Annotated in this window: 18 protein-coding genes and 1 other RNA gene; 2 read left to right on the forward strand and 17 right to left on the reverse strand. The window is 37.3% G+C overall.

The window, feature by feature from the left end; all coding sequences use genetic code 11:
• Nucleotides 1-144: 144 nt before the first annotated feature.
• The 12 genes from AC1EU2_RS13885 to fabB all read right to left on the reverse strand — a co-directional run bounded on the left by AC1EU2_RS13885 (nt 145) and on the right by fabB (nt 18,770).
• Complete coding sequence (locus AC1EU2_RS13885) at nt 145-1,620, reverse strand: hypothetical protein (protein WP_480298870.1); 1,476 nt, start codon at nt 1,618-1,620, stop codon at nt 145-147.
• Between the two features lie 47 nt (nt 1,621-1,667).
• Nucleotides 1,668-4,712: a DEAD/DEAH box helicase gene (locus AC1EU2_RS13890; protein WP_480298871.1), complete on the reverse strand. Its 3,045-nt coding sequence runs from the start codon at nt 4,710-4,712 to the stop codon at nt 1,668-1,670.
• Nucleotides 4,713-4,740: 28 nt separating this feature from the next.
• Nucleotides 4,741-5,757: a hypothetical protein gene (locus tag AC1EU2_RS13895; protein WP_480298872.1), complete on the reverse strand. Its 1,017-nt coding sequence runs from the start codon at nt 5,755-5,757 to the stop codon at nt 4,741-4,743.
• A 592-nt stretch (nt 5,758-6,349) separates the two neighbouring features.
• Nucleotides 6,350-7,657 carry a hypothetical protein gene (locus AC1EU2_RS13900; RefSeq protein WP_480298873.1) on the reverse strand — a complete coding sequence of 436 codons (1,308 nt, stop codon included), beginning with the start codon at nt 7,655-7,657 and terminating at the stop codon, nt 6,350-6,352.
• A gap of 592 nt (nt 7,658-8,249) precedes the next feature.
• Complete coding sequence (gene cas6f, locus AC1EU2_RS13905) at nt 8,250-8,849, reverse strand: type I-F CRISPR-associated endoribonuclease Cas6/Csy4 (RefSeq protein WP_480298874.1); 600 nt, start codon at nt 8,847-8,849, stop codon at nt 8,250-8,252.
• Nucleotides 8,846-9,877, reverse strand: coding sequence for a type I-F CRISPR-associated protein Csy3 (csy3, locus tag AC1EU2_RS13910; protein WP_480298875.1), 1,032 nt, complete (start codon nt 9,875-9,877; stop codon nt 8,846-8,848). The genes cas6f and csy3 overlap by 4 nt, the downstream gene beginning before the upstream one ends.
• Nucleotides 9,874-11,958, reverse strand: a complete 2,085-nt coding sequence (locus AC1EU2_RS13915; RefSeq protein WP_480298876.1) for a type I-F CRISPR-associated protein Csy2 — start codon at nt 11,956-11,958, stop codon at nt 9,874-9,876. The genes csy3 and AC1EU2_RS13915 overlap by 4 nt, the downstream gene beginning before the upstream one ends.
• A gap of 5 nt (nt 11,959-11,963) precedes the next feature.
• Complete coding sequence (locus AC1EU2_RS13920; protein WP_480298877.1) at nt 11,964-13,160, reverse strand: TniQ family protein; 1,197 nt, start codon at nt 13,158-13,160, stop codon at nt 11,964-11,966.
• A gap of 328 nt (nt 13,161-13,488) precedes the next feature.
• Nucleotides 13,489-14,613, reverse strand: a complete 1,125-nt coding sequence (locus AC1EU2_RS13925) for a TniB family NTP-binding protein (RefSeq protein WP_480298878.1) — start codon at nt 14,611-14,613, stop codon at nt 13,489-13,491.
• The gene (locus AC1EU2_RS13930; protein WP_480298879.1) at nt 14,613-17,054 is read right to left on the reverse strand and encodes a TnsA endonuclease N-terminal domain-containing protein; all 2,442 of its coding nucleotides are present in this window, start codon (nt 17,052-17,054) and stop codon (nt 14,613-14,615) included. The genes AC1EU2_RS13925 and AC1EU2_RS13930 overlap by 1 nt, the downstream gene beginning before the upstream one ends.
• 212 nt (nt 17,055-17,266) lie before the next feature.
• Nucleotides 17,267-17,364, reverse strand: an RNA gene (gene ffs / locus AC1EU2_RS13935) — signal recognition particle sRNA small type.
• Nucleotides 17,365-17,558: 194 nt separating this feature from the next.
• On the reverse strand, nt 17,559-18,770 hold the full coding sequence (gene fabB / locus AC1EU2_RS13940) for a beta-ketoacyl-ACP synthase I (protein WP_480298880.1): 1,212 nt from the start codon (nt 18,768-18,770) through the stop codon (nt 17,559-17,561).
• A 123-nt stretch (nt 18,771-18,893) separates the two neighbouring features.
• Between fabB and mnmC1 the strand changes: the two genes are divergently transcribed.
• Nucleotides 18,894-20,840, forward strand: coding sequence for an FAD-dependent 5-carboxymethylaminomethyl-2-thiouridine(34) oxidoreductase MnmC1 (gene mnmC1, locus AC1EU2_RS13945; protein ID WP_480298881.1), 1,947 nt, complete (start codon nt 18,894-18,896; stop codon nt 20,838-20,840).
• Nucleotides 20,841-20,939: 99 nt separating this feature from the next.
• Here the strand turns inward: mnmC1 and AC1EU2_RS13950 are convergent, their stop codons facing one another.
• Genes AC1EU2_RS13950 through prmB form a run of 4 tightly spaced genes read right to left on the reverse strand, consistent with a single transcriptional unit; the run spans nt 20,940 to nt 24,425 of the window.
• Nucleotides 20,940-21,209, reverse strand: a complete 270-nt coding sequence (locus tag AC1EU2_RS13950; protein WP_480298882.1) for a YfcL family protein — start codon at nt 21,207-21,209, stop codon at nt 20,940-20,942.
• A 1-nt stretch (nt 21,210) separates the two neighbouring features.
• Nucleotides 21,211-22,335 (reverse strand): ATP-NAD kinase family protein, encoded by a 1,125-nt coding sequence (locus AC1EU2_RS13955; RefSeq protein ID WP_480298883.1) that lies wholly within the window; start codon nt 22,333-22,335, stop codon nt 21,211-21,213.
• A gap of 44 nt (nt 22,336-22,379) precedes the next feature.
• Complete coding sequence (aroC, locus tag AC1EU2_RS13960; RefSeq protein ID WP_480298884.1) at nt 22,380-23,474, reverse strand: chorismate synthase; 1,095 nt, start codon at nt 23,472-23,474, stop codon at nt 22,380-22,382.
• A 9-nt stretch (nt 23,475-23,483) separates the two neighbouring features.
• A complete protein-coding gene (gene prmB / locus AC1EU2_RS13965) occupies nt 23,484-24,425 on the reverse strand; it encodes a 50S ribosomal protein L3 N(5)-glutamine methyltransferase (RefSeq protein ID WP_480298885.1) in 942 nt (313 codons plus the stop codon).
• Nucleotides 24,426-24,533: 108 nt separating this feature from the next.
• Here prmB and smrB point away from each other — a divergent pair, with 108 nt between their 5' ends.
• Nucleotides 24,534-25,058: an endonuclease SmrB gene (smrB, locus tag AC1EU2_RS13970; RefSeq protein ID WP_480298886.1), complete on the forward strand. Its 525-nt coding sequence runs from the start codon at nt 24,534-24,536 to the stop codon at nt 25,056-25,058.
• On the opposite strand, the gene sixA is transcribed toward smrB, so the two are convergent.
• Nucleotides 25,055-25,534 (reverse strand): phosphohistidine phosphatase SixA, encoded by a 480-nt coding sequence (gene sixA / locus AC1EU2_RS13975; RefSeq protein ID WP_480298887.1) that lies wholly within the window; start codon nt 25,532-25,534, stop codon nt 25,055-25,057. The genes smrB and sixA overlap by 4 nt on opposite strands.
• Between the last annotated feature and the right edge of the window lie 263 nt (nt 25,535-25,797).

Below are 25,797 nucleotides of genomic sequence, written 5' to 3' on the forward strand. Positions count from 1 at the left end.
ATATAAAATAAAAAACAGGGAGCACTCTTAATTAGATAATTAAGGAAGAATTATTATTGTCGCACTTCATCGTGGAAACTTAGTCTTTTTTACCGGATATTGGCTAGGGGTAAATTAGCACAAGCTAAGTTAAGATGACCGTATTCATACTAATTCCACTTCTTTTTCAAAAATATTTAAAATCTTTTGAACTTCATCGTCATCACCAAGCATTGAAAAGAGATCTCTACTAGATAGGCAAGGCTCACCAACTCTTCTAGTTATTGCTCTAAGATGCTCCTCTAAGCGTCCAAAGTTTCTTCTGACAGTATTAACTTCAATGATTAACCCACGATGCTTTTGGTACAGCTCTTCCTTTTCTTTCTGTAGCTTGAATTGTTTATTTAATCGCTCTTTATAAGAATGTAATTCAATAAATTGTTGGTTAACGTCTTCAACATTATGCTTGATGCGCTCCAGTTTTAAGCTTTCATTTTTATGTTGCTCTTTAATCTGTCGAATAACCAATTGATATTCTTCATATTCATTTTCTAATCTAATTAAAACTTGTGGTTTCTCTTCCTCAATAATTCTTTGTACTACTTGGGGTGTTAACTCTTGAGTTAACTTATACTGAAACTCATCAATATCAAGGTTTGCTTCTTGTATTGCTTTTTTTAGTTTTTGTTCGTGCCTGAAAATATCATCTTTTACTTTCTCAAGCGCTAAATATTTTTTATCATATTTCTGTGCGAGATCATCGATTGAATAGAATCTTTTTGAATTTAAGATTAATTTTTTAAGCTCACCTTCTTTAACGTTAAACTTAAGCTTCAAGTCATCAAATTTTTTCTGCTTTGAATCACAAATATGAGTTAAGTTCTTCACTTTACTTTGAAGTTGATTGAAAGCCTGTTCCGAATCTGAAATGGAATCATTTAAGTCATCTAGCTCAGTTTGTTTCTGCTTTACACTTTTACAAATTCGGCGGTACTCAGTTCTTTCAATCTCATGAAATGTTTCGGCAATTAAGCCTGCTGGTGCAACCGATAACCAATTCAGCCTTTCTGTTTTCTCTATGTGCTTTTCAATAAAAGCATCCGAAATAATATCTTCGAATGAGTGGCAATCGCTGAAATCAATTTCAATGACGCTTGCATTAGCTCTTCGGTATTCTCTTTTTTTCTGCTCATCAACTTCGTGAGTAACTCTTACTTCGAATAGAATCCTTTCGCCATCTGAATACGCTGTTACGTCAGGTATTCTTCTGCCCGGTCTTAAACTCTTTTCAAGTTGGACATCTTCAAATTCAATTATTTTTTCGATTGGATTATGAAATCCAATTGGAATTTTGATTTTTCTCTTCCTCGCAAGATAATCCTTTACCGCTAAATGCAGCTCACTTTCACCAGACCACTGGCATCCTTTTTCTTGAGCTTCTAGCTCTTTGTTATGTCTAAAATGTCTTGCTCGTTTTCCACTTTTAATTTGTACGCCATCAATTACAGCCTGTAATGCTGTACCACATCCTATGCAGATACATTCAGCTTGAAGCCCTTTCTTTTTTATTTGAGATATATGAACAACTTCACCCGCTTTGTTAAAAGCGAATGAAGTTTTTACTTGAGTTAACGAGACCAATCGATTTCCTTTCTACTTGGCTTTTAAATTGAGAGCGACATCATTTATCAACTCACTTGCAATAAACCTTCTAAGTTTTCATTAATCGAAAGCAGCTGTTTTAATATTCCAGAAGGCGAACCAATATTATTAACACCAAAAACATTTGGATTTCCAAATACAATAAATGCATCTTTAGCTCTAGAAACCGCTACATTAAGCATGTTTGGCGCAGCATCATAAAATTTTCCGCTGTCCTTATCGTTCTCTCCATAGACACTTGAAAAAAGAACAACCAAACGCTCGTCTCCTTGAAGGCTGTGAACAGTTCCTACCGTCAAGTTGTTTATCTGAGATTTACTAAGCTCTGTTCGAATCAAATGAGCTTGTTTATTAAACGGAGTAACAATAGCAACGGCCTTGCTTAAGACTTCCTCATCCGTTAGGTCTCTATACTTCTCATTTTGCTCTTTTGCATAATCTAGTAATCTCTGCCTTTGAGATACTAACCAGTTAACAATGCTAACAGCTTCACCTGGGTTGCCCCTGCTTCCACCAAAGGATTGTGACGGCGTATTTGTCGGTATTAGGATCATCACACCCCATGGAACATTGTGCTTTGCCTCTCCCCTCATTGGCTCTAATAAGCCTTTATATACGAGTTGATTACAGTAACCTACAATGCTATCAAAACATCGGCGATGTTCTGTCAAATATAACCCTTGCTGCAATTTTTCGAATTGATGATATTTGCATTGTCTTTGAGAAATACGCATAACATTGCCGCTGCTAGCCAATAGCCCACTATCTAACCAACTTTCATAGTCATGATTTTCACTTTGTTTTAATAAATCAAACAATTCTAAATTAGAACGGTCGACATTCGCAGGGATACTCCAAACTGGTTCTATCTGATCAGTATCACCTACGATCAATGCTTTTTTTGATAATGCAAAGCTTACAGAGGATACATCCGGCAAGGCTTGCCCTGCTTCGTCCACAATGAGAAGATCAATACTTTCCAGTAGAGGCAGATCCGTCCAATTGCCATCCTTAAATTCACCAGCCATAAAAGTTGTTGGCACCATATAGAATGTTGATACAAAGCATGGGGTTAATTTGGCGTACCTTCTTAATTTTCGGAGTACCTTCTTTGGAGACTTTTTGTCTTGATCATTACTTTCAACGAATTCTTTTATTTCTATTAACCATTTAGCTTCAAAGTAATGGCTTGCGAGTTTAAATAAGCGAAAGCGATAATAACGGTCATTGACTTCTGACACCTTTTCAGATGGAGTTTTTCCGAATAAATTAATTGAAGAAGCTGGAGCAAACCAGTTATCCAGTTTAATTTTAACATCATTAAATTTAGCTAAATATCTCCTTACATCTTCTAATTGCTTTCTCGTTTCTGATGAAATTTCTTTGAGTTTGTTTTGCTGAAGTTTGAGGGTTTGCTCAACTAAATCATCATCAATATTTTCAAAAAACCTATCTTTTTGGTGAAGAAGTCGAGCTGTTTTTCTGTATTCTTGTTTACGTATCGAGGGTAGCCACATGAGCAGCGTTATCCACCACTTTCGAGCACCCCAAAGTTCATACATTTCATCAAGTAATTCTTTTTCTTGCTCAAGGGCAGTCTTCTCTTCAAGATAACGTTTTTCTATTATCTCAATACGATGAATTAACCCTTGTAGATTTCCAAACTCTCTTTCAATGAAATGATTTACTTCTTCCCACTCTGTTAGATAATCGATACCTTGCTGAATCTGCATTTGTATTGTGAGCATCTCGCTATGTACTGCTTTCAAGGCATCTTTAGTATTTTTTAATTCACCGCCTTTCCAATTTGATGCTTTTTCTAAGAAATAAGAGCTTGCTTTTGACACATATTCTTGGGTCTGCCAGCTTTCCATGCAGCCTTCCCCTCTAGGCCCAGAAAAACGGTATTTATTTCTTTCATTAGCTTTTCCTGAAGCACAAAAATACAAACCATAGCTGTCAACTTCAGGTAACCAGCGTCCAGCTAATTTGTCACTGATTCCTTCTTCATCAATTTTGGCGAAGCTTTCCAAAATATTTGTGACCGCTTGATTATTGTTCGAAGTTGCAACAATAAGAGGAGGTTCAGTTTGTTTTAAAGCTGCCTGCGTCCAAAGGTTTGCAACAACAGAGCGGAGTAAAGTCGTTTTGCCAGTTCCTGGAGGGCCATTAACAGCTAGAACTTCACCTTGTTGCTGCTGATTGAAGTAATGCAATGCATTTCTTTGTTTTGAGGAAAGAGGGAACTCTCCAGACATCTGGCCGACATGTAGCTTAGCCAGTTCAATGTTGTCTTGCTCATCCTGATATTTTACAAGTTCAGAATTTCTATTTTGACTATAAGCTTGGTAAAGCTTAGGGTATTCCGAATTTTTTATCATGAAGTCTAAAGCTTTTAACAAATTTGCTTTAGCACCAGTGATAGGAGCGTCTAATTGAAATAAAGATTGAGGACTATATTGGTACTCTGATGAAATTGTAATATCGGATAACTCAGTATACTTCTCCTCATCACAAAACTGATTGTTGGTTGCAAAACACAACAATCTCGCACTGTACTTTTTCAACTGTTCCCAACTTTCAATCCCTTCATAAGGGTTGAGAGTGGAAAACTCATCTAATAGAGGCATTTCAGTGAATGGTAATGTCGCTCCTTGAGTCGGTCCAATCCAAACTCTCGGCACCCAAGGCGCTTTGTTGCTAGGGAGTAGTTTTCCACTTCTTTGCAAATTTACAAACACAAGAAGCGGTAACATCACTTTACGTTTTCGAGTATCTACAGCACCTCTTTCATGTTTCAAGTGATCTACTCTTGGAAAAATAGCAATTTCAATTTGTTGAAGAGGCTTTTTACCTAACTGCCGAGCATCCAAAATACGCTCTGCTAACTTAGCATCTATATAACCACTATCCCAACAGGTATAGGGCAGTGCAATATATTTCTCAGTAGGTGATTGATTCTTATCATGCCCAAAAATTGGGAGTATATCTCTATCATCAGGGCTCAATCTTTCTGAGTCTATTAGAGACTGCCGAAAATAGCGGCTAATATTTGTTAAATATTTCTTCATTTTATTCTGGTTATTTAAATTGATTTCACTAATTAAATATAATTTTCATTTCTGGAAAGCGCTTTTCTATGACTTGTGTAAACCTTTTTACATTGTTAAGGCTCCAGTTTCGTGCAATATAAAAGCCTTGTCCTTCAAACTCATACTCAGGCTCTAAATGATTGCGATACTTTCTATATTTATCTTGAGTGTTATTTATTTCGTCTTTCTTTTTTAATAACTGATGACCACACGTTTTGTTATTTCTTAAGAATTCGAAAGCACTACCATCGATCAATGAGTTATGTTCTAAGGCTTTTACTGTGTAATAGCCGACATCAGATTTTTTGAAATTCTCTTCATAAAATTCACCATTAACAGATACCGATAGCAAAGAACGGTCTTTATTACTTGAACGAGATGCTCTTTCTTCACGCTTTTTATGCTTTACTTCAACTTGATATGCTGCTGCTTCCGGTAAAGGAATTATTTGTTCAACATTCAACAGTAGGTGTTCTTGAAATTTGATAGGGCTGAGTCTTACACATGTAACATCTAGATCTCTTTCATTTAGCCATAAAACAGAGGTCGTTATTTCTTTTGAAAAGTTTCTAGCAGCCAAGACAATTCTTACATCTTGTCCAAAATCATCACTATTTGGAGAGTCCCAACTGAGAAAATCTAACAAAGAACTCTCGGCATCTAATTCCAATTCATTCTCTACGATATAACTTCTATAGGCAGACAGTGCCTGCTCCCAAGTAAGGTTTGCAACCATAGCAGCATAACGGATCGCTTGAAGCTCCATATGTCCACCATCACTATCACGTTTAAGTTCAATGACGACGATGTTTGCTTGCTTATCAATTCCCAAAAGGTCTATTCTTCGATTTGAATCGACAAAATGCCCATATTCTTCTGAGATGACTAATGTATCTGGACTAATTGCTGAGATATGGGACTTGAGTAACCTTTGTAGGTCTTGTCTTTCCCTTAACTGTTCTAGTTCAAAAGAGGTTTCAGGAAGAGGTGAGAGTGAATCGTCCGTTAACTCAAAGATTGGCATCTAAACAGTCCTTTGATATTCCTTTACAACAAGAAATTCATTATCAATGAGTTACGATTTACCTTCAAGAAAGATTTATACTTTTTGTATCAAACTTTTTAAATTGAGGGGATGCAGATATTCAGGGTACTCCAAGTTATAACCTTTTCTCTAAATTGGATAAATTTATTGATGAAGCATTGAAGGAAGAAAACTTTGGTGCCTGAGCAATAACTTTTCCATCCCATCTTCTGGCAAGTTCATCGCCTTAACTTTGTCATGTTAATGACAGTATCGCCTTTAGTAGTAGCTATAACGCATTCTAAGCTTCGTAGAAACGTAAACCCAAGGACTAGTACCAATGGCTAGGATTGTTTAATATTATCCCTTATGAGGCCTACCAGAGACTAGGTGAAGCCGACTAGGTATTTATGGAAAGGTACAATTAATGAACATCACTTCTGCTCGGGAAAATTACACGGTAATACTCATTTTTTATTTATTGTCGTGAGAAACTTGGTTTCGTTTTATCTGTGTTTGAGCAGTATCAATTACCGAAAACTGATTGTTATATTGAGGTAAAAATTTGAGAGCTTGCGATAAGGAGTTAATCCTAGTCAGTGGATAATGGAAAGAATTTTAACATATTAGGGTCAACATCATACTCAATTAAATCACTTGCTGAAATCCAATTCACAATATTGAATTTGTCTTCGTCAGGAAAATGGTAAACCTCACTAGGCAATTGATTAAACGGTAATATGCCAATGCATGCAATACCTTCGATTTCAGCTTTTATTTTTTCGACTCTGACGAGCTGAATTGGCGCACCAATATCAAAAAGGGCTTTTGCCATTCTAGTTAATGTGCTCGCTCTATAATTGCCTTCTCCACTTCTTAGAGATAAATAGAATTTGTCTTGTGCCGTTTTTATTGGATTCAAACATATTGAGGCTCTTGAGTCATATGAAAAAACAACTTCAAAAGGATGGCCGCCTTGTCGACTTTGACCGCAATACCACTCAAGAAATACCTTGGGCGAGTCAGGAAGTATGTCGAGTAAACCAGCATCACGCCCATCAGTAAAATTTTTATAGAATTCCTTATCTGAGAGGTGTGGCAGGTCTTTAAAATGTTGAAACGAAGCTTCAAGCACAATACGACAATAGCGAAGATATGAACGCTGTGTAAGCTCAATTCCTTGCAACGGCTCACCTGCGAGTGCTGACTCATTTTCAATAATAAAGGTTTTAAGTTTTTCTGGAAGCAGAGATAGCTTTGACTGAAACTCAGGATTTAATGAAGATAAGTATTTCTGCGTAGTGTAAGAAAACCGATATATCCAAGGTATGTTTTGGCTCTTATAGTAATCATTAATTCCTTGTGAGATTTTAGTATATTCTGAAGTGGCAATGTTGAGCAAAAAGCCTGCAATTGAATTAAGCAGGGGTAGCTGCTCAGTACTCAAAACGTTTGATGCTGATATTTGGTAGCACTGATTAGTTAATCGTACTTTAAGCACTAATTTATCTAACCAAATAATTAACTGTTCTCCGTCTTTATTATCGTTTTTTATCCAGCGCACAGCACCATTTAAATAAACTTTTGCTCCGCAATGGATTGTTAAAAATTCTTCAGTGGAAAAAATATTGAACGCATCAAGTGCACTGGTATCCTCATCAATAGAAAACATCAAATCGAGTTGTTCTTTTAGTTCACATTTTTGACTGATATCAAATCCAAACCAAAAAGTTGGATAAATAACATCACATTCAATTACTTTTTTTTGTTCTGGAACCTTTTTAAGAAGCGTTATTAATTGATCGATATGAGTTATGAAGTTAACAGCATCTGTGTATTTTTCATTAGAAGGGGCCATAGCTTGAGAACTGCAAAGTTTTACAAACTCGATAAAATTCATAATGACCTATGGAAGTCTGTTTTATTTTGAGAACTCAGAATACTGGCTAAATACTCCAAAAAGTTAGCGTATTTTTAAAGTATCATTGAAAAGGTTGCACTTAGTATTTTGATGAATTTTTCTTTGAATGAAAAAAGCACTCTAGAAACCTAAAGTGCTTCGAGCCTACCTACTCGGCAGAATATTACTTGCTGGGGATGCTCACTTCCCGGCCTTTTTTTAGCTACCTTTTCGGCAGTTCCTTTACCGAATATAAAACCATAAGAATCAAATTAGTCAATTAAATCTATCCGTTATAAAAATAAATTAATTTAGAGTTTAACAAATGACTTGTCCTATTCGCAGAAGCACTCCACTACACCCTATGATAATTTTGTAATCCATTTTTTAGCTGCCTACTCGGCGGAGAACAATTTCGGCTTAGTAAAAACGCCTTTCGGTACCTTTTTAGCTGCCTACTCGGCGGAGAACAAGAGTATACTTGATAAAATTTTAACAACGTCATTATGTTAGCTAAAACAACTCTATCAGGCCTTTACTTTTTCGATGCTAGTAACGCATTGAAAATATAGAATAAACAACCCATCACGAATCATTGGTCAGATTTAAACTCTGGCACAGTTCCACTGTATAGCTTATTGGAAGCAAGACCGTAGTGATTGAAGTCACATTTTTGATTAGAGATACTTTCTAGTTTCTGTATATAAAGCGGAAATGACATTTGTTTACAGCCACTAGTGCAGTTTAAGATATGATAATTATCGACATGTTTAGTTTGATTAATTTGTGAAGGGACGTATTCATGACCCCTTTGTTTTGCTCTTTCCATTACTCTCTTTATTCTTCTTCTCTTTTCTCCTATTGTATTTTTAGCTATCGAATTATTTCTTAAAAATTGAATTTCCTTTAATCCTGAGGGCACTGGTTCAATACTAGAAATGGCGAAAAGGTTATCTTCTTTCATCATCGAAAAATACTTGTGATGACGTAGCTTAGATAATTTGTCTCTATTGGTCGAAACGAAAGCTAGTTGGCTCCCAACACTATTTTCACTCCAATCAGGAAAACCAACTCCAATATCAACCGCTATATCCCTAGCAACAAAACCATGGAGTACATTTACACACCGAGCTGCAAGTAGTTCGTTGCTGACTGATTCAGGTAAATAAGTGATGCAAAAGAAATATCTCATTTACTTTTTTTCTCCGATCCCATGCCTAAAACATCACCTTTTACCAACATCGCCATCAGATAATTAATTTCATTTGATGTTTCATCTTCACCAAGTACATTTGATTCTAAGAAGCTGATGTAATGAATAATATTTGGTAGTAGTGAATACACATCTTTTTTGTTTGTAGGCATACGAAGCGCTATTAACCTTTCTGGTATAGAGCCATAACTGCTCACTCGGACAGGTTTATCTCCATCATGCCAATCATCTATTAATTGCAATGCCGCTCCAACTTTAAAACGCCCCATACAAGCTGTTTCCTTGTCACTTACCCATGTCGTCGCCAATTGCTTATGAGAACGTTCTCCTTCTGAAATTAGTTGACTAGGATAGATTTCTTGCATAAATCGATTGCGAATAGTTGCAACGACTTCAAGTTCACATACCTCATTGTAAAAGAGAGCATTTGCTATAAGATCTGAGAAAACCTGTAGCTCTTCTTGATACTTGCTCCAGTTCCCACTCCAAGACATTCCACGAACAGCCTCAACTTTAACTATCTCCCTCTCACTCATAAAATCAAGCACTGTAATATCGACTTGAGGAGAGTTTTTATTCCTCCACAACCATGTACCGCTTAAAATGTTTTTTGCATATCTCGTTGCCAGCTCGTTAAAACCGTTTCTTTTTCCATAGCATTCGGCTAGTTTTTCTAAATGACAGACCCATTCAGGATCATTGCAAATACATGGGGACAGACTATTGGGTTCTATGGTCAATGAGAACTTGCAATAAAACTTTTTAACGAGCGGAGGCACATAGCAGTACTCGCTTTTATGCAAATTTGCATAGCTTAGATCCGCTGATGTTACGTTTTTTGGCTGACCATCTTTATTATAAGCAACTGTAGAGCCTGACATTCTTCCATTAATACGTTCATTAAAGACTTCAATGGGATTAAAGTCTGACTCGTCATTTTTGTAAAAAAATACTGCTGGTGATGACGTGATAGATCTCATGTACGATAAATGTGTGGGAATTTTCATAATTTATACTCAAAACGTGATTTAACCATGACAACTTCCGAGTCAGTTGTTTTTGTAGCCCAAAATGCCTCTCTGAAAAACCTTTCATGACCTCCTACTCTTACTTCAATACTATTAGTACAGCGGGTTAGGCCAAGTAAGTTTTCTGCGAAACAATGTAATTCTGTTATCGAGCCTTCTCTATACTTTGGTTCTTCAAGATACTGATAACCAGTAGTTACAGGTCTCAAGTTTAGATCTGCATTTAATGCTTCACTGAGTTCGTCTAATGAGTGGGCTTTAAATTTGTACGGATATAGCCAACACCCTTTTGTTGGCAAGAAACTGAGTGAATTAAATAATTCTGTAGGATCACTAGATATCGAATATCTTTCATCTATTTGTCGAATCATCGGGAAAATCATTCCGCCGGCATAACGGGACGGTAATGTTTTTCTTATCTGCTCAAGGTCAGGAATCTTTTTAGGTGTATATTCGTCATTACAATCCCAAAGCCGTAACACTAAATCAAAGACCATTTGGCTTTTTGGGGAAGCAATAATGGCAGGTCTTGTTGGTCTTATTTGTGTGCTGTACTTTTCTTTTTTTAAATGCGAGTACTCAGGCAATGATGTTTTCTTCGTTACTTGATACGAGTGAACAAAACAAGCAACACCCATGATTCTAATATTTGGAAAATTAAGTTCTTTTAAATTAAGTTCAAATTTATGGGCAAAACCTGCAAATGCAATTATCGAGGGCATCCCCCATAAATAAGGGCTGCTCAAGGTTTCCATATCTTCAACCTTGAGCTGCTTTAAATGAAGATAAAATACTCTTTGCTTCGATGCTTCTATTTCCCTAGTTGCCCTCTGCTTCAAGAGAAATTGAAGCTGCCGCTTAACTGGTGAAATTAACTTGGGATGATAAGCAAACTGCTTTGCCTTATTTACCTTTGATAACTGCTCATGAACTAACCTATTAAGATAGCTAGTTAATTCATAATTTGCTTCTTCACTATTCAAATACTTTTGAAGTAAACTTGCTTCGGTAGATGTCTTTAGAAGTAAGTTTGCATGCTTCCTATAATCTTCTGCTTTAGCTAACCACCAATACAATGACTGCCTAATGGTCTTTATTGCGGCTACTCTGGCTATACGATTTAGCTTCAAGGTTCCTCGATTAGGCATAAAAGCGAGTTCACCTAGAGCATTCAAAAAATTATTATGGCTTAAATATTTGGAATCGAAAAAACTGCTATCAGTTTTACGACTAACATATTGATTAAGGCTACGATTAAAACCTCTATCAGGGTAGTAAGCTAAAACTGCAACCTTTCCACCTAAAGACGTAATCAAATGTCCCGCATTTGTTGCTCTAGGGTGATAGATGTATCGTGAATGAAATTCTTCTTTTTTGCACCGCTTTTGAATTTCTGATAAAAATCTATGGCTTGTAACAGGCGTTATAGATATATAATTTCCACGGTAAGGGAATCTCAACTGGGGTGAGTAACGATCTACTTCATTAGGTGTATAACTTTCAGTAAGAGATCCAAGTTCTTTAATAGTCTTAACGACCCACCTTTTAGTTACACCCAATTCAATGAGTAAACTTACCCACAATGGTTCATCATTCCTGAGTAAATTCAATAAGCAAGTCACTCGACCTTTCCAGCTAAACTCCACAATTAAAGGCGATGACTTACTAACTAACTCCGCATTGTGGCTCCAGCCTAAATCTATACTTCCCTTACTCCCCTTACTACAGACACCCTCAACATCTTCTGGTAGAGATACTCTGATTGTTTGTTTACTTACCCTTATATCTGGGTATTTTAAGTTATGTGTATGTGTCCATTTAGCTTCAGCAATCGTCTTACCAAAGTGTTCTTTTCCCTTAAGAAACAACTGGGCTGATTTTAAATCAGTCAAATCAACATTCTCTTTTGTGCTATACCCCATGTTTAACAAGATACATAATATTGATTTTTCATGACCATCAGCTTTTAATGGCTCAAAGCAAGGCTTAAGCCTTTCTCTTATAGCTTTATTTCTTTTAGTAACTTGAACAATTTCTAACAGCTCGATTAAGGTTTTCATATCTATCACCAAGTTGTTGTGTATAAACTCGGTGAGTGCTGATAAATACCTCTCGACTCCATCAGCTCGATAACCTGGCGTAAATATAAAAGGGGTCTGTAGCTTTCAATCACCTCATGCTTTTTTGTCTTAATTCTTCGATGTAAATAGTTTTCATCTAAAAGTCTATGAACTTGCTCTAGAGGAGTTCTCAGTAAAATTGATGCTTCTAACTTTGTAAGGAGTGTATCAGCTAGATTTAGACTAACAGCTTTAGGGTTCCGACTGATTAACTCAAGAAAATAATTCGACAACGTAGCTAGAATCTCATTATGTTGCTTGAATGGAGAAGCAAGCTTTGATAGTGATATCTGCTCTTTCCATATCTCATTCGCTGGGGTGTTATTGAATTCCCTTACTTGCTTCTCAACTCCGTCAGATTCAAGTTGCTCTAGCTCTGTATGGTAGATAGTAGGCCAATATTCAAAGTAATCATGAAATGCGTTGAGTAACTCAGGGTCGTCAAGCTCAAAATTTTTATACTTAGAAAACCAAAATAACTTGCCAATATCTAATGACTTTTCTGTGTCTAACTCATCAAATAGTTTGCTAACCCTTTTTTTACTATTATCGACACCCTCTATTGCTGTTGTCATTTCTGATAAATCAGCTCCACATATGCACTTATTAATGACTTCATAGCGCATGTAATTTATTGCTTCACCACACTCTGTGCATGTATCAATAAGTTTTTGATTATGCTTATGGCACACTTTATATGGTTTCAAATGCCAACATTGCCTAATGTAAACTGACTCTTTTAAGCACGGTGGGCAAATTGGAATCGAGTTCGAGTATTCTCTAAGCATTAGCCTTGGGATCAAGCTAGAACCGAATTTTAATGCCGAGTATTGTGCGAACTTATAATTCGTTCTGAGGAGAGATTGAGAGAGAAGAGTTGACGGCTTGAGGTTTGTTAGCGTTTCAAATAACTTTAAAGCTCGGACTCGAAAAATGCTGCTTTCATTGGCGTGAAATAAATTTACTAGGTTGAGCGCATGAGGAAATGCGCCTTCCAATTCATGATCATGGTCGATGAGCCAACGACCAATAACATCTGCAAACTCACTGTAGTCAATGTAAAAATTATCAATTGCTAATCGGAGTAAATAACTTTCAAGCGATTCATCCTTAAACAGCTCAGTTTGAACTGTAAATCTCATAAAATATGATAAAAAAATACGACACCGAATAAAACCAAGTATAACACACTGTTTTTAAAGGTAAAAATGAACATGGATGTGTTATAGTTTGTAAATAAACTCTCACACCAAAAAGCTCATCACACTAAGGAGTTATCTTCGGAACTTGTTAATCACCATCATACTTTGGCTTCTACATGGCCTAGAAGCATTTAGCCTTTGAAGGTATCAGTGAGCGAGATTTTCGCTCTACTCATTAAGAATGATTTATTGCTGAACAAAATAAATAACTTTCAAGCGATTAATTTTTTGCCAATAAATGATTATCAGATTACCTCCTAATCCTTGTTTATTTCTGAGTAAGCAACCCATCAATACTGACTTTATCTAAAAACGTGGTGTCGAAAAAAGTCTCTTCAGAGGCATCAGGATCAAATCGATAAGTTGCATGTTCTTGAACTTCTTTTACGGTTAAGCCGTTCAAGGGTATTTTAAATGGATTACTTTCTTCTCTTTTTTTCAGCTCATCATCAATACTATTGTTTAATGCCTTAACAGATTTATTACTCTCATCTTTTATATCTACCTTAGGTTTTAACGCATCCAAAGAGTAATAATTCATACTATCGAAAACTTCGGCAAAGTGCTTTTTATTAAGTTCATTTTCCCCCGAAGTCAAAGCAAATAAAATAGCATCATCTATGTAGTACCTTAATTTCTTAAAACAGCCATAGGAGACCGAAAATAATGGACAAGCAAACTCACTCTCACCAAGCTCTGGTACCTTTAAAAATAACTTATTAGCTCTGTTTGAAAGCCCTTTCAAAACCTTTGTATACAAAGCCTTATCTATATCATTAGATATTTTGAAATAAGGGACTTCCCTTATTTTATGGATATAACAATCCCACCCATCGACAGTAGTTAATCTGTTAATCCATGTTTTTCCCACGAGAACAAGAGGAATACAAAGATCCTGAGCGAGACTCTTAATGTGATTTGCAACTTCATTGACAGCCATACGTTTATCAAAATCTAAACAATATTCAAATTTATCGATAATGATAAGCTCTGTTTCATGTTTGATGAGGTATTCCCTCAAAAGCTGATCTAGGGGCTTACTTTTATGCTTTTGTTTTCGATACGCACCAGCAAATTCACCCAAATTAGTTATAAGATCAATAAGCAAAGATTCGATGGTAACGGGTCTCTTAACTTCAGCATATAAAACAGGAGTTTTAACTTTGCCCTCATCAATATCTTGCTTGAATTTAACGCAATATTGCTTTACGATTTTAGTTTTGCCAGCACCACCTCCACCAAAAATCAACATACATTGCTGATCTCCTCCCAATTTACAAGTTTGCCTCAAAAGATGAAGATCATTAAAAATAGTTTGGGCAACAGTATGTGGTATGAACTCTTCTCTAAAGACTGTTAGCTTCTCAATTTGAGCTTTTGACAACTCACTCATTAGAACCCCTCCAATGCATCAGACAAGTCTGTTAAGGAAGTTTCAGATTGATTCTGATTAGACTTACTTTGTTTTTCAGATACAGGTAAAGCTGAACTGTTACCTAGTTCTACGCTATTTTTTGCCTCTAATCTTGAAGCCTTTTTGCTATATGATGTATTCTTCTTTCGTCCTTTGCGTATTTGTTCTTTTTCAGCTTCAATTCGTTCTTGAATGTACCTTCTAACCCTAGTCAACGCCCCTAAATCTATGCTTTCTTTAATGTAATTTCTATGTAACCTTACATTAATCTTATGCTCAAACAGGCTCAGTTTGTTTGTATATCCTTCAGGGTCAACACAGGGTACTTCAACATACTGTTCCATTTGTTTAATGTGGACAAAGATTTTACTAATATCCGTAGGGTCATATTTTATTAAACAGTTACTTTTTCCTCCCTCTAACTGATACTTCATTCTTAACGATGCAAAATAGTCACTACTATATCGCATATTAAAAATATGGATGCCACCTTTTCGCCACACCCTACTATCAGTACACTGAAATCCAAATTTAAACTCTTCCAACTCATCATGATTTAATTTCAGTACAGGACATTTATGATAATTTTCACTCCAAAGCAAACTAGGGATATAATTAAAACGGCAGTCTGCATTTTGATGGTAATCATCAACTATCCACTTTTGAAAAAGCTCAATAAACAGGTCATATTTAATGATTGAATCCTTTTTAGGATCATATTTCAGTTTTTCCCAGGTATTAGAAAAGGTTTTCCCCGGCATTTGCGACGTAAATTTCCGACAAACTATACCAAGGAATCTTTCGACAAAAGGTTTTTTCCAAGGTGACTCAACTTGGCAATACTGGATGTTAATATTTTGCTCTCTACAAGCTATTTCTAAATTATTACTCCAAAACTCAGCGCCATTATCAGCGATCAAATTTTCAATTTTCCCTTGACAGCACCATTCATATTCAATGTCAGATAATCGCTCTTTGGGAGATACAGCATGTACTATTGCTTGCCTAACACTATTATAAGAGGGAGGCTCAAAGCTTATATAAAACCCACAAATACATCGACTTAGCTTATCACACAATACTGTTAATACTGGCCTTCCAATTGGAGCTAATGTCTCTGGATCAATGAGAATTACTGTTACGGTTGTATGATCTATTTCGACTTGTTCATACAGCCTCTTAGGTAACTTTTGTTTACCATAGTGCTTAAACTTTATATCTGCTTCTCTTTTTCCATATCTTGCACACATTACCTCATATTTCGGTAAAAGGTCGATACGTAGCTTGAAGCTGTTATAGCTGATTGGATTAAACTTAGTGGTAAGCTTCAGTTCTTCTTTATACTTTCCATAGCATTCATTTACACTAAGCCTCAGTATAGATAAATACTTGTTTATACCATAATCAATACATTGTTCTTGTTCTGAAAACCCTAAAGTTCTTCCTCTCTTATTATATTTAGGTAATAAACATATTATTTTCCTTCCAGAGTCTTTATATTGACTGTACCACCTAGCTAAACTTCTCCATGATGGATTTGGAGTAATACCAAAATTTGGAATTGTTAAAAGGAGTGGCTCAATATTTTTCTCTGTCCACCCTCCTTGAATTCGTTCTTCAATCCATTCTAAGTACCGTACTTTTTTCAGGGCTTCTTCTTTATATTTTTCAGGAACAGAATCCATGTCGTTTGGGAATTTTTTGACTAGTTCCTTAGGTTTTCCTTTATCGAAGTCAAAAGTATTAAACTCGTCTGAAAAGAATTCATGATCTGAGTAATTAGACACATCAATAGAGATCGCAGAATCAAAACTCAGATCATCAGTTGTAATATCAAAAAAAATTTCTCTCTTAAGAATAAGAAACTTCATTGCTCGCCAAATATCTTCTTTTGAATAAAGATGGTTCAATTGTCTAGATATCAAATCTAATTTACATAACTGATACTCATTAATAAGCTTTAGAATCAGATCGCAAATCTCATTTTTAGGGTTATATCCTTGAATACTAAGTAATGACCTAATATTATCTGTTTTAAAATTTATCTGGTATTGATTATCTGTAACTAATATTAGTTGTTTACTTAATCTATTTACCGCCCATTTTTTAGCCTGAAATATCGGCTTAAACTCTGTCGAGTACAGCTCGATTTCTTCTTTAATTTCAACATAAATCCAGCTCCCATTAAAAAGCTCAACTAAAAAGTCGGGAGTATAATTGTGCTTTTTTCCTGCGTATTCATATTCAATAGGAAGAGGTTGAAAAATAAATGATTTAACTGTCGGGAAGTAATTTAAATAATGTGCTGCTAAAAATTCGTTATGAGACTCGCTAAGACATTTCTCACTTTCAGGAGTTTTTAAACTAGCCATCTTAGAAAGGTTTTTGACACGGGAATGACCAAGCTTACGGCGTTGCATAATCTTAACCTCAGAAAAGAAAACTCATCAAGGTCAACATACTGTACTTATAAAAATTAAACGCAATAGTATATGAGGGAGCAAGGTCTGAATTAATTCTTAGTTAATCTAAAATTAACTTTATGCCTTTTATTTCTGAAAATATGCCACTTAATCCTGAAAATTATGCCACTTATTTCTGAAAACGACAATTTTGAGGGAATTTGGAGGTTTCCTCAGAGCCAACACCCCGGCACATGAGTCGCTTGCTGTGGCTGCTGCCTTCCGGCTCTGACCAAGTCCACAAGTTATCATTGCGGGGGGACCCTGAGGTCACCATAGAATTCTTCAGTAAGGAACTGAAGACGAGACGAATTATCCATGATCAGATTGTGCTTAGCAAGTGATAAAGCTGTATCTAAACACTGAATGAACAACTAATGTTCAACTTTTTCTAGTAGATACAAATAGGCATAAAAAATGCCGCTAGAATTAGCGGCATTTATAGTAACAGTGGCTAAGTAATTACTTGTACTTTTTCATTACCAAGGTAGCGTTTGTACCACCAAAACCAAAGCTGTTACTCATAACAGTATTTAGCTCAGCATCACGGTATTCAGTTACAATTTGAAGACCTGTAGCATTTTCATCTAAGTTATCGATATTAATGCTTGGTGCAATAAAACTATTTTCCATCATTAATAAACTATAGATTGCTTCATGAGCACCAGCAGCACCTAAAGCGTGACCTGTCATAGACTTAGTTGATGCCGTTGGTGGGCAATCATTACCAAATACTTCTTTAATCGCTTCTAATTCACGAGTATCACCTACTGGTGTAGAAGTACCGTGCGTGTTGATGTAATCGATATTACCTTCAACATTCGCTAAAGCTTCTTGCATACAACGAACTGCACCTTCACCAGATGGCGCAACCATGTCGTAACCGTCAGAAGATGCACCGTAACCTACAATTTCAGCATAAATTTTTGCACCACGAGCTAATGCGTGTTCAAGTTCTTCAACGACTACAATTGCACCACCACCAGAGATAACAAAACCATCACGGTCTGCATCGTAGGTACGAGATGCTTTTTCTGGCGTGTCATTATATTGTGTAGACAATGCGCCCATAGCGTCAAAGCCCATTGCTAGAGTCCAATCCACTTCTTCTGAACCACCAGCGAATACCATATCTTGCTTACCAAGTTGGATAAGTTCTGCTGCATGACCAATACAGTGAGCACTAGTAGCACATGCTGAACTGATTGAGTAGTTGTGACCTTTAATTTTGAAAGGTGTAGCCAAACAAGCGCTTGATGTGCTCGACATGATACGTGGAACAACATATGGACCAACACGCTTTACACCACGACTACGTAATGTATCAGCAGCTTGAACTTGATTTTTAGAAGAAGCACCGCCAGTACCAACAACTAAACCAGTTCTTGGGTTACTGACTTGCTCATCTGTTAACTCTGCGTCATCAATAGCTTCTTGCATTGCGATGTAAGCATAAGCTGCTGCATCACCCATAAAGCGAAGTGCTTTACGATCAATATGCTCTTTTGTATCAAGATCGATGTTACCCCAAACACGGCTACGAAGATTCATTTCTTCGAATTGCTCAGAATAGGTAATACCGCTGCGACCAGCTTTTAATGACTCAGTGACTTCTTGTTTGTTGTTACCGATACTAGATACAACACCGATACCACTAATGACGACTCTTTTCATTTGTTAACTATCCATTTCAATTTTCTGCGACAATGGTAGCTGTTTTACCAACTAAAAGTGGTCAGCTTTCAGTAACCACGGGTAAAATAGACTAAATTGCGGTAAAGAATTAGGTAAAAATCAGTGAATCTTCACCATGTTAACGACAAAACCATGCAAATTAAGCGTTATCCTAATGAGATAATCAAGTTTTTTCAGGAAAACTATCCCGAAAAGCCTGATTTAGCGTATCTTCTTTTTGACTTCCACTGGCAACTCTTTGAGACACACGAAAAAAAACTCAGTGTCACCATGGTAGATGTACACTCTTCTATCGAGGTATTAAGTTTACTTTATCTGCAAAAAGAATGCTTTGCCGATACGACACTACATATTCGTATTATTTCTGATGACTTATCGATTTGGTATGACAAACCCGACATCGAAAATACACATGAACCTTCAATACAATTAGCGTTTGAAGCTCTACAGAGTATCAAACCACTCGATATATTAGGCTGGCAAAGGTTCAAATTTAATGACGGTAAACTCATTTTAGATATTTATCCGGATACAGGAACTCTCACGGACGCTTATCCTGTTAATGATAGAGAAAAAGCGCAAGCCATCCAGTTTGGTGTTGGTTTCGACGCAGAGCAGACTCAACATACTATCGCTTCTTTCATATCAAAAACGTCCATTTCACTTGCTTCAATTTTTATTGCTGATGAGCAACCGTTAAGTAAATCGTTTATCAACGAGCGTTTATTTGCTGACACAATTAAAAGCGATGAAGTTGTCGAACAGAAAAACCATTTATGCCCAATCCCGTCAACTAAGCATCATAATGATGAATCCCCCATTGCCATAATTGGTGGAGGCCTAGCGAGTGTTCACTTAGCTTTATCCCTAGCTGAGAGAGGAAAAACAGTACAAATATTTTGTAAGGACAATGAAGTCGCACAAGGCGCTTCAGGTAATAAACAAGGCGCACTTTACCCACTACTCACACCTGAGAATTCAGAATTAAGTCAGTTTTTTCAGCAAGCCTTCTTGTTTAGTCGGCAACGCATTCTTCAACTTGCCAGCGATGGTTACAAGCTTGACTATGACTTTTGTGGCGTGTTGCAGAGCGGTCATGATTTACGCTCAACTGATAGATTGAATAAAATTTTGACTGGTCAAGATTGGCCTGCTGATATTGTTAAACCCGTTAATGCGACACAAGCTAATGAAATTGCGGGTGTCAGCATTGATAAGTCTGCCGCATTCTATCCTTTAGCGGGCTGGGTTTCTCCATTTGAATATACCCAAGCTACATTAGCCAAAGCGCAAAGTCTCAGTCATGTTGCCATTAAATATAATCGTGAAGTTACTGCATTAGAAAAAACAGAAAATGGCTGGCGGCTACATTCTGATAAAGAAATTTTCGGTCCATATAAGCAAGTGGTTAATGCCACGGGCTCACAATTAATTGACTTTGAACAGACTAAGAATTTACCGGCTTCAAACTTTAGGGGCCAAGTGAGTCATGTACCTTCTCGTACTCATATCTCGAAGTTAAAAACCGTTATTTGTGCTCATGGTTATATGACACCAGAAAATAACGATATGCACTGTATTGGCGCAAGCTATGTTCGGCTTAGTCACAACCGTAGTTATCAACCCGTAGAGCAACTTGATAATTTACAAAAATTGAAACACAGCTATCCAAACCAAGCATGGGTTGATGATATTGATATCTCAGGTCATGACGCCAAAGTAGGTGTACGAATGGTCACTCGTGATCACTTTCCAATGCTCGGCTGCGCACCTGATTACGATAAGTTGGTTGAAATGCAAAAACCAATTTTAAACAAACGAAAGTCCGATGTTGAGCAACACTGGAAAAATGTGGAAGTACCGATTATCCAAGGTCTGTATATATTAGGTGCTCTTGGTTCTCGTGGTTTATGTTCTGGACCTCTAGCCGCAGAAGTGATGGCATCATTACTGTGTAATGAAATCCCGCCTGTTGATTACAACCTTCTGAAAAAACTTAACCCAAATCGGATGTGGATTAGAAAGATAGAAAAAAATAAGCCGATTTAATGATAGTCCATAATACTAGCGCTGTGAGTAATCAAATTTGAGGTTTTAACTTGAGGAGAACAGCCCCAAAATATTTGGGCTGTTCTGAAAAATAAAATTTTAAACCGATATTTTAGTTCTCAATTCTTTCCAAGCCGACTCTACGAGTACAAAGTCACCATCTTCAAGTTCTTCTCGAGCCAGTTTCATGCACTCAACAACTTTACTGTCTAGCGCAGTGACGGAACTGTCATTTTCAGCTTCAAGCTCTGAAAGTACAACGGCAATATGACCTTGTAAGTAACCACTCGCAAATAATGCATCGTCGTCACCGTGAGCAACAACTTCTCCAATCCAGTTTTCTAGTGCCGCTTCGTATTGCTCCAACATTCTACTTCTCCAATTCTTCTGGTGTGGCAACTTGATACATTACGCTGTCATGGTAACCGGTAATGACTTGATAATACCCACTCAATTCATTGTCTAAATTCGGGTCGCCACTATCCACGATTAATGGTCGACCTTCAAGTGCTTTTAACTTACTTTTTGTCGCTAAAATAATAATATTTTCTTTTCCAATGCGACGGATCAAATCTGGTGATAATTGTTGATTACCTCGCCCGAAAATATGACCCTGACCACCTATTAAGGTAATCACTAATTTTGTTGATTTTCCTTCCGTCAGCTCTAGCAGTCTTTGCGCAGTTAAGTCGGACTCAATAATGGCTTCATTTAAAATTAAATCAACACCAAGCAAGGTATTATCTAAACCCAAGGATTCCATAACTGCTGCAACCGTTGAGCCAGAGCCCATGACGTAAAGTTCATCTTCCATTGACTCAATTACATCTGCAGCAATATCAGATAAAACAAGTTCATCAACTTCTTTACCACCCATTTTAACGGCTTGAATATACCTTGGTTCGGCAGGTACTAACATCTCACCGAACCGTTTTGCTTTAACCACTCCACCACGAAACGCAGCTTCATCAATATCCATAACGTCGGCGTTCATCAAGCTCACTAACTCACCTTCAAGCAACATCTTAACGACAAGCCCTGAGGCTTTGGGTGTAATACCATAAACACCTGAGTGAATTTTAACGCCAGCAGGAACGCCCAAAACAGGTAAACCTTCACGAACGACCTTAAACACATCTCTCGCCGTGCCATCGCCACCAGCAAACAGCAATAAATCAATGGTGGTTTGATTTAAAACTTTCACAGACTCTTGGGTATCTTTTGCTTCTGGTCGATTAGGAGCTTGATATACCATTTTAATATTAAAGCCGAGTTCATGAGCGATATCTTCACCCATGTCACCACTTGCAGTATAAATTTCAATTTGATCTTTATAAGGTAATAAAACTTTTAACGCTTCAACCATACGCAAATGTGCTTTTGGAGTAGCACCCAATGCCATTGCTTGTTCAGCAACACCATCACTTCCTTTTAGAGCAACACTGCCACCTAATCCAGCATATGGGTTAACAATCAACCCAAGTCGAAACTGCATCGTTAAATCCCCTTTATTATTCTTATATCGTTCTTATATTTTAATTAAGCCATACCCAGCTCAGGTGTTTGACGAATCACATCATTATTTTGACCACGATTCCTCAGTACATGATCCATCAAAGTAATGGCGAGCATAGCCTCAGCAATGGGCACTGCACGAATGCCTACACAAGGGTCATGGCGACCTTTGGTCACAATATCAATTTCGTTACCCTGCTTGTCGATTGTCTTACCAGGAATACTGATGCTTGATGTTGGCTTGAGTGCAATTGATGCCAATATAGGTTGACCCGAAGAGATCCCACCTAATACGCCACCAGCATGATTGGACTCAAAACCTTTCGGCGACATTAAGTCACGACCTTCAGAGCCTTTTTGTTCGACAACAGCAAAACCGTCACCAATCTCGACTCCTTTAACAGCATTGATGCTCATTAAAGAATGAGCAATATCGGCATCTAAGCGATCAAATACGGGTTCACCTAATCCAACGGGCACGTTAGTAGCAATTACTGAAACTTTAGCCCCAACGCTGTCCCCTTCTTTTTTCAGCTCTCGCATATATTCATCTAACGCTTCAAGCTTTGAGGAGTCAGGGAAGAAAAATGGATTCGTTTCAATCAAATCAAAATCTATTTTTTCAGCTTTAATAGGCCCTAATTGAGAGAGATAGCCCGTAATTTGAATGCCGTGTTTTTCTAATAAATACTTCTTAGCGATGGCTCCAGCGGCAACACGCATTGCCGTTTCACGAGCTGAAGAACGACCACCGCCGCGATAATCTCGAAAACCATACTTTTGTTCGTAGGTATAATCGGCATGTCCAGGACGGAAGGTGTCTTTAATATTGGAATAATCTTGACTGCGTTGATCGGTATTTTCAATCAACAAACCAATTGATGTACCTGTGGTTTTGCCTTCAAATATACCAGAAAGTATTTTGACTTCATCGGGTTCACGACGCGCAGTAGTATAGCGAGATGTACCTGGGCGACGTCTATCCAACTCTTTTTGAATTTCTTTTTCTGAAATTTCAATCCCTGGAGGGCAACCATCAACAATACAGCCTAATGCCTTACCATGACTCTCACCAAAGGTAGTTACAATGAAGCTTGAACCTATGCTGTTTCCTGACACTCCGAATCCTTATTGGTCTTTAAAAATTGCAAATAGACTTTCATTTTCGACAAGTTGATCACGAGTCAATACAAATACGCCATCACCACCGTGCTCAAAGTTAACCCATGTAAATGGTACATCAGGGAATTGTTCAATTAAATGAACCATCGAATTCCCCACTTCGACCACTAATACACCTTCTTCTGTTAAGTAATCAGCTGCATTAGCTAAAATACGCTTAGTGAGATCTAAACCGTCACGTCCTGAAGCTAAACCTAACTCAGGCTCGTGATGATATTCGTCTGGCATATCATCAATATCTTCTTGGTCCACATAAGGTGGATTAGATACAATCAGGTCATACTGAGGACCCTTTGGTATTGATGAAAACACGTCAGACTGCATAGGGTACACTCGCTCGATCATCCCGTGCGATTCAACATTAATTTGAGCAACTTCAAGCGCATCATCACTGATATCTAGTGCATCGACTTCCGCATCTTCAAATTCATAAGCACATGCAATAGCAATGCATGCACTTCCTGTACATAGATCTAAGACTCGGTTCACTTGCTTGTTATACAGCCAAGGGCTAAAACGATTACCAATTAATTCTGCGATCGGAGATCTTGGTACAAGAACACGCTCATCAACATAAAATTCAAAACCAGAAAACCATGCTTTATTGGTCAGATATGGCACTGGTAAACGTTCTTGAACACGACGAATGACAAGCTCAACAATTTTATGCTTTTCAGATGCGGTTAAATTTGAATGAATGACTTGCTGACCAATTTCATGAGGTAAATGCAGCGCATGAAATACCAAAGCAATGGCCTCATCCCACGCATTATCGGTGCCGTGACCATAATAAATGTCAGCGTCATTAAAACGGCTAACAGACCAACGCAACATGTCGCCAATGGTACGAAGCTCATTTACCGCTTCATCAACAAAAATTCTATCCAAAATACGCTCCGATATTTATCACTGTGATGAGGTCACCCCTTCATCAATCATGCTTTGTATTTTACCGAAAGTATGTCAACTTGCCACAAGATTAAGTAAAATAAAGCCATGAACAAGAAGACAGATAACAATGACTTTGACTCATTTGCTGACCTAATGAATGGTATAAAGCCACTTAAGCAGGACAAAGTACATTTCAAACAAACAGCTAAATCTAAGAAAGTGCTGCAAGAACGTGAGCAAAAACTTCATGCTGACAGTTATTTTTCAGACACTTATCAACCCTATCTTCCCGATGAAGGCCCCATGCGGTGGAGTCAAGAAGGTATTGACAAACACGAAGTTAAACGCTTAAGACGTGGCGATTATGTACCTGAATTGATTTTAGATTTACACGGTATGCGTCAAACTGAAGCGAAACTTGAAATTGCAGCATTATTACGAGCCTGTGTGAAACAGCATATGAACTGCTGCAATATCATGCATGGTCATGGCACTGGGATTTTGAAACAGCAATTACCGATGTGGTTGGCACAACATCCAAAAGTTTTAGCCTTTCATCAAGCTCCCAAAGAATGGGGTGGCGACGCTGCCTTAATTGTTTTGGTTGATATCGAAGATGGCGGTTTCTAGCGCTCGCTAGAAACCGTTTCAGGACTATTTTGTGATTCTATCACTTTACTCTCGGCTGAAAGATTCAAGATGGTGATGCCTGCTGTTGCAAACAGCGGCGGCTCTTCACTAGGAATAAATTGATTAACTAAGTAACCAAGCAACGGCATATGAGCAACCACTAATACTGTGTCGGCTTTATAATGCTCCGCATAAGCTTCAATGGCTGTGGAAGATTGCGAAGGCTCTGAAGAAGGAGTTAATTCTGTCAGCGTGCAAACTTTTTTTGCAGTGATGTTTGAGCCTACAATGTTTTTCCAAGTCTGCTGTGCTCGGACATATGGGCTTACTAACACTAAATCAAACTGCTCAATTGTTTTCGATAACCAACCTGCCATCACTCTAGATTGCTCAGCACCCTGCTCTGTCAAGATACGCTCTTTATCAGAGTCTGCCTGATAACTTGCTTCACCATGGCGCATCAAAAATAATTGCATAAATTTCTCTTCTTATTACATATGGAGAACATCATCACTAACTCAATTGTAACGCTATTTTGATAATCAACAAAAGCTAATAACGAAATATCCAGATATCGAATTAAAACTAATAGGAATATCTTTGACTCAATAGCAATACAGGTCCCTGAAAATTCAAAGCGTTGTCGTTATTTTCTCTATACGAAATAAAAAGCAGAATTGTTCGGTCTTTGATATTGGTCACAAACATTTAGTGTTTCTGACTACCCGTACTACCTAAA

The sequence above is a fragment of the Parashewanella sp. 2304DJ23-3 genome, from assembly GCF_056591695.1.

Coding starts and splice junctions, on each gene's coding strand:
- AC1EU2_RS13890 (WP_480298871.1), bottom strand. CDS start 4,712: ATGAAGAAATATTTAACAAATATTAGCCGCTATTTTCGGCAGTCTCTA.
- AC1EU2_RS13895 (WP_480298872.1), bottom strand. CDS start 5,757: ATGCCAATCTTTGAGTTAACGGACGATTCACTCTCACCTCTTCCTGAA.
- AC1EU2_RS13900 (WP_480298873.1), bottom strand. CDS start 7,657: ATGAATTTTATCGAGTTTGTAAAACTTTGCAGTTCTCAAGCTATGGCC.
- cas6f (WP_480298874.1), bottom strand. CDS start 8,849: ATGAGATATTTCTTTTGCATCACTTATTTACCTGAATCAGTCAGCAAC.
- csy3 (WP_480298875.1), bottom strand. CDS start 9,877: ATGAAAATTCCCACACATTTATCGTACATGAGATCTATCACGTCATCA.
- AC1EU2_RS13915 (WP_480298876.1), bottom strand. CDS start 11,958: ATGAAAACCTTAATCGAGCTGTTAGAAATTGTTCAAGTTACTAAAAGA.
- AC1EU2_RS13920 (WP_480298877.1), bottom strand. CDS start 13,160: ATGAGATTTACAGTTCAAACTGAGCTGTTTAAGGATGAATCGCTTGAA.
- AC1EU2_RS13925 (WP_480298878.1), bottom strand. CDS start 14,613: ATGAGTGAGTTGTCAAAAGCTCAAATTGAGAAGCTAACAGTCTTTAGA.
- AC1EU2_RS13930 (WP_480298879.1), bottom strand. CDS start 17,054: ATGCAACGCCGTAAGCTTGGTCATTCCCGTGTCAAAAACCTTTCTAAG.
- fabB (WP_480298880.1), bottom strand. CDS start 18,770: ATGAAAAGAGTCGTCATTAGTGGTATCGGTGTTGTATCTAGTATCGGT.
- AC1EU2_RS13950 (WP_480298882.1), bottom strand. CDS start 21,209: ATGTTGGAGCAATACGAAGCGGCACTAGAAAACTGGATTGGAGAAGTT.
- AC1EU2_RS13955 (WP_480298883.1), bottom strand. CDS start 22,335: ATGCAGTTTCGACTTGGGTTGATTGTTAACCCATATGCTGGATTAGGT.
- smrB (WP_480298886.1), top strand. CDS start 24,534: ATGAACAAGAAGACAGATAACAATGACTTTGACTCATTTGCTGACCTA.
- sixA (WP_480298887.1), bottom strand. CDS start 25,534: ATGCAATTATTTTTGATGCGCCATGGTGAAGCAAGTTATCAGGCAGAC.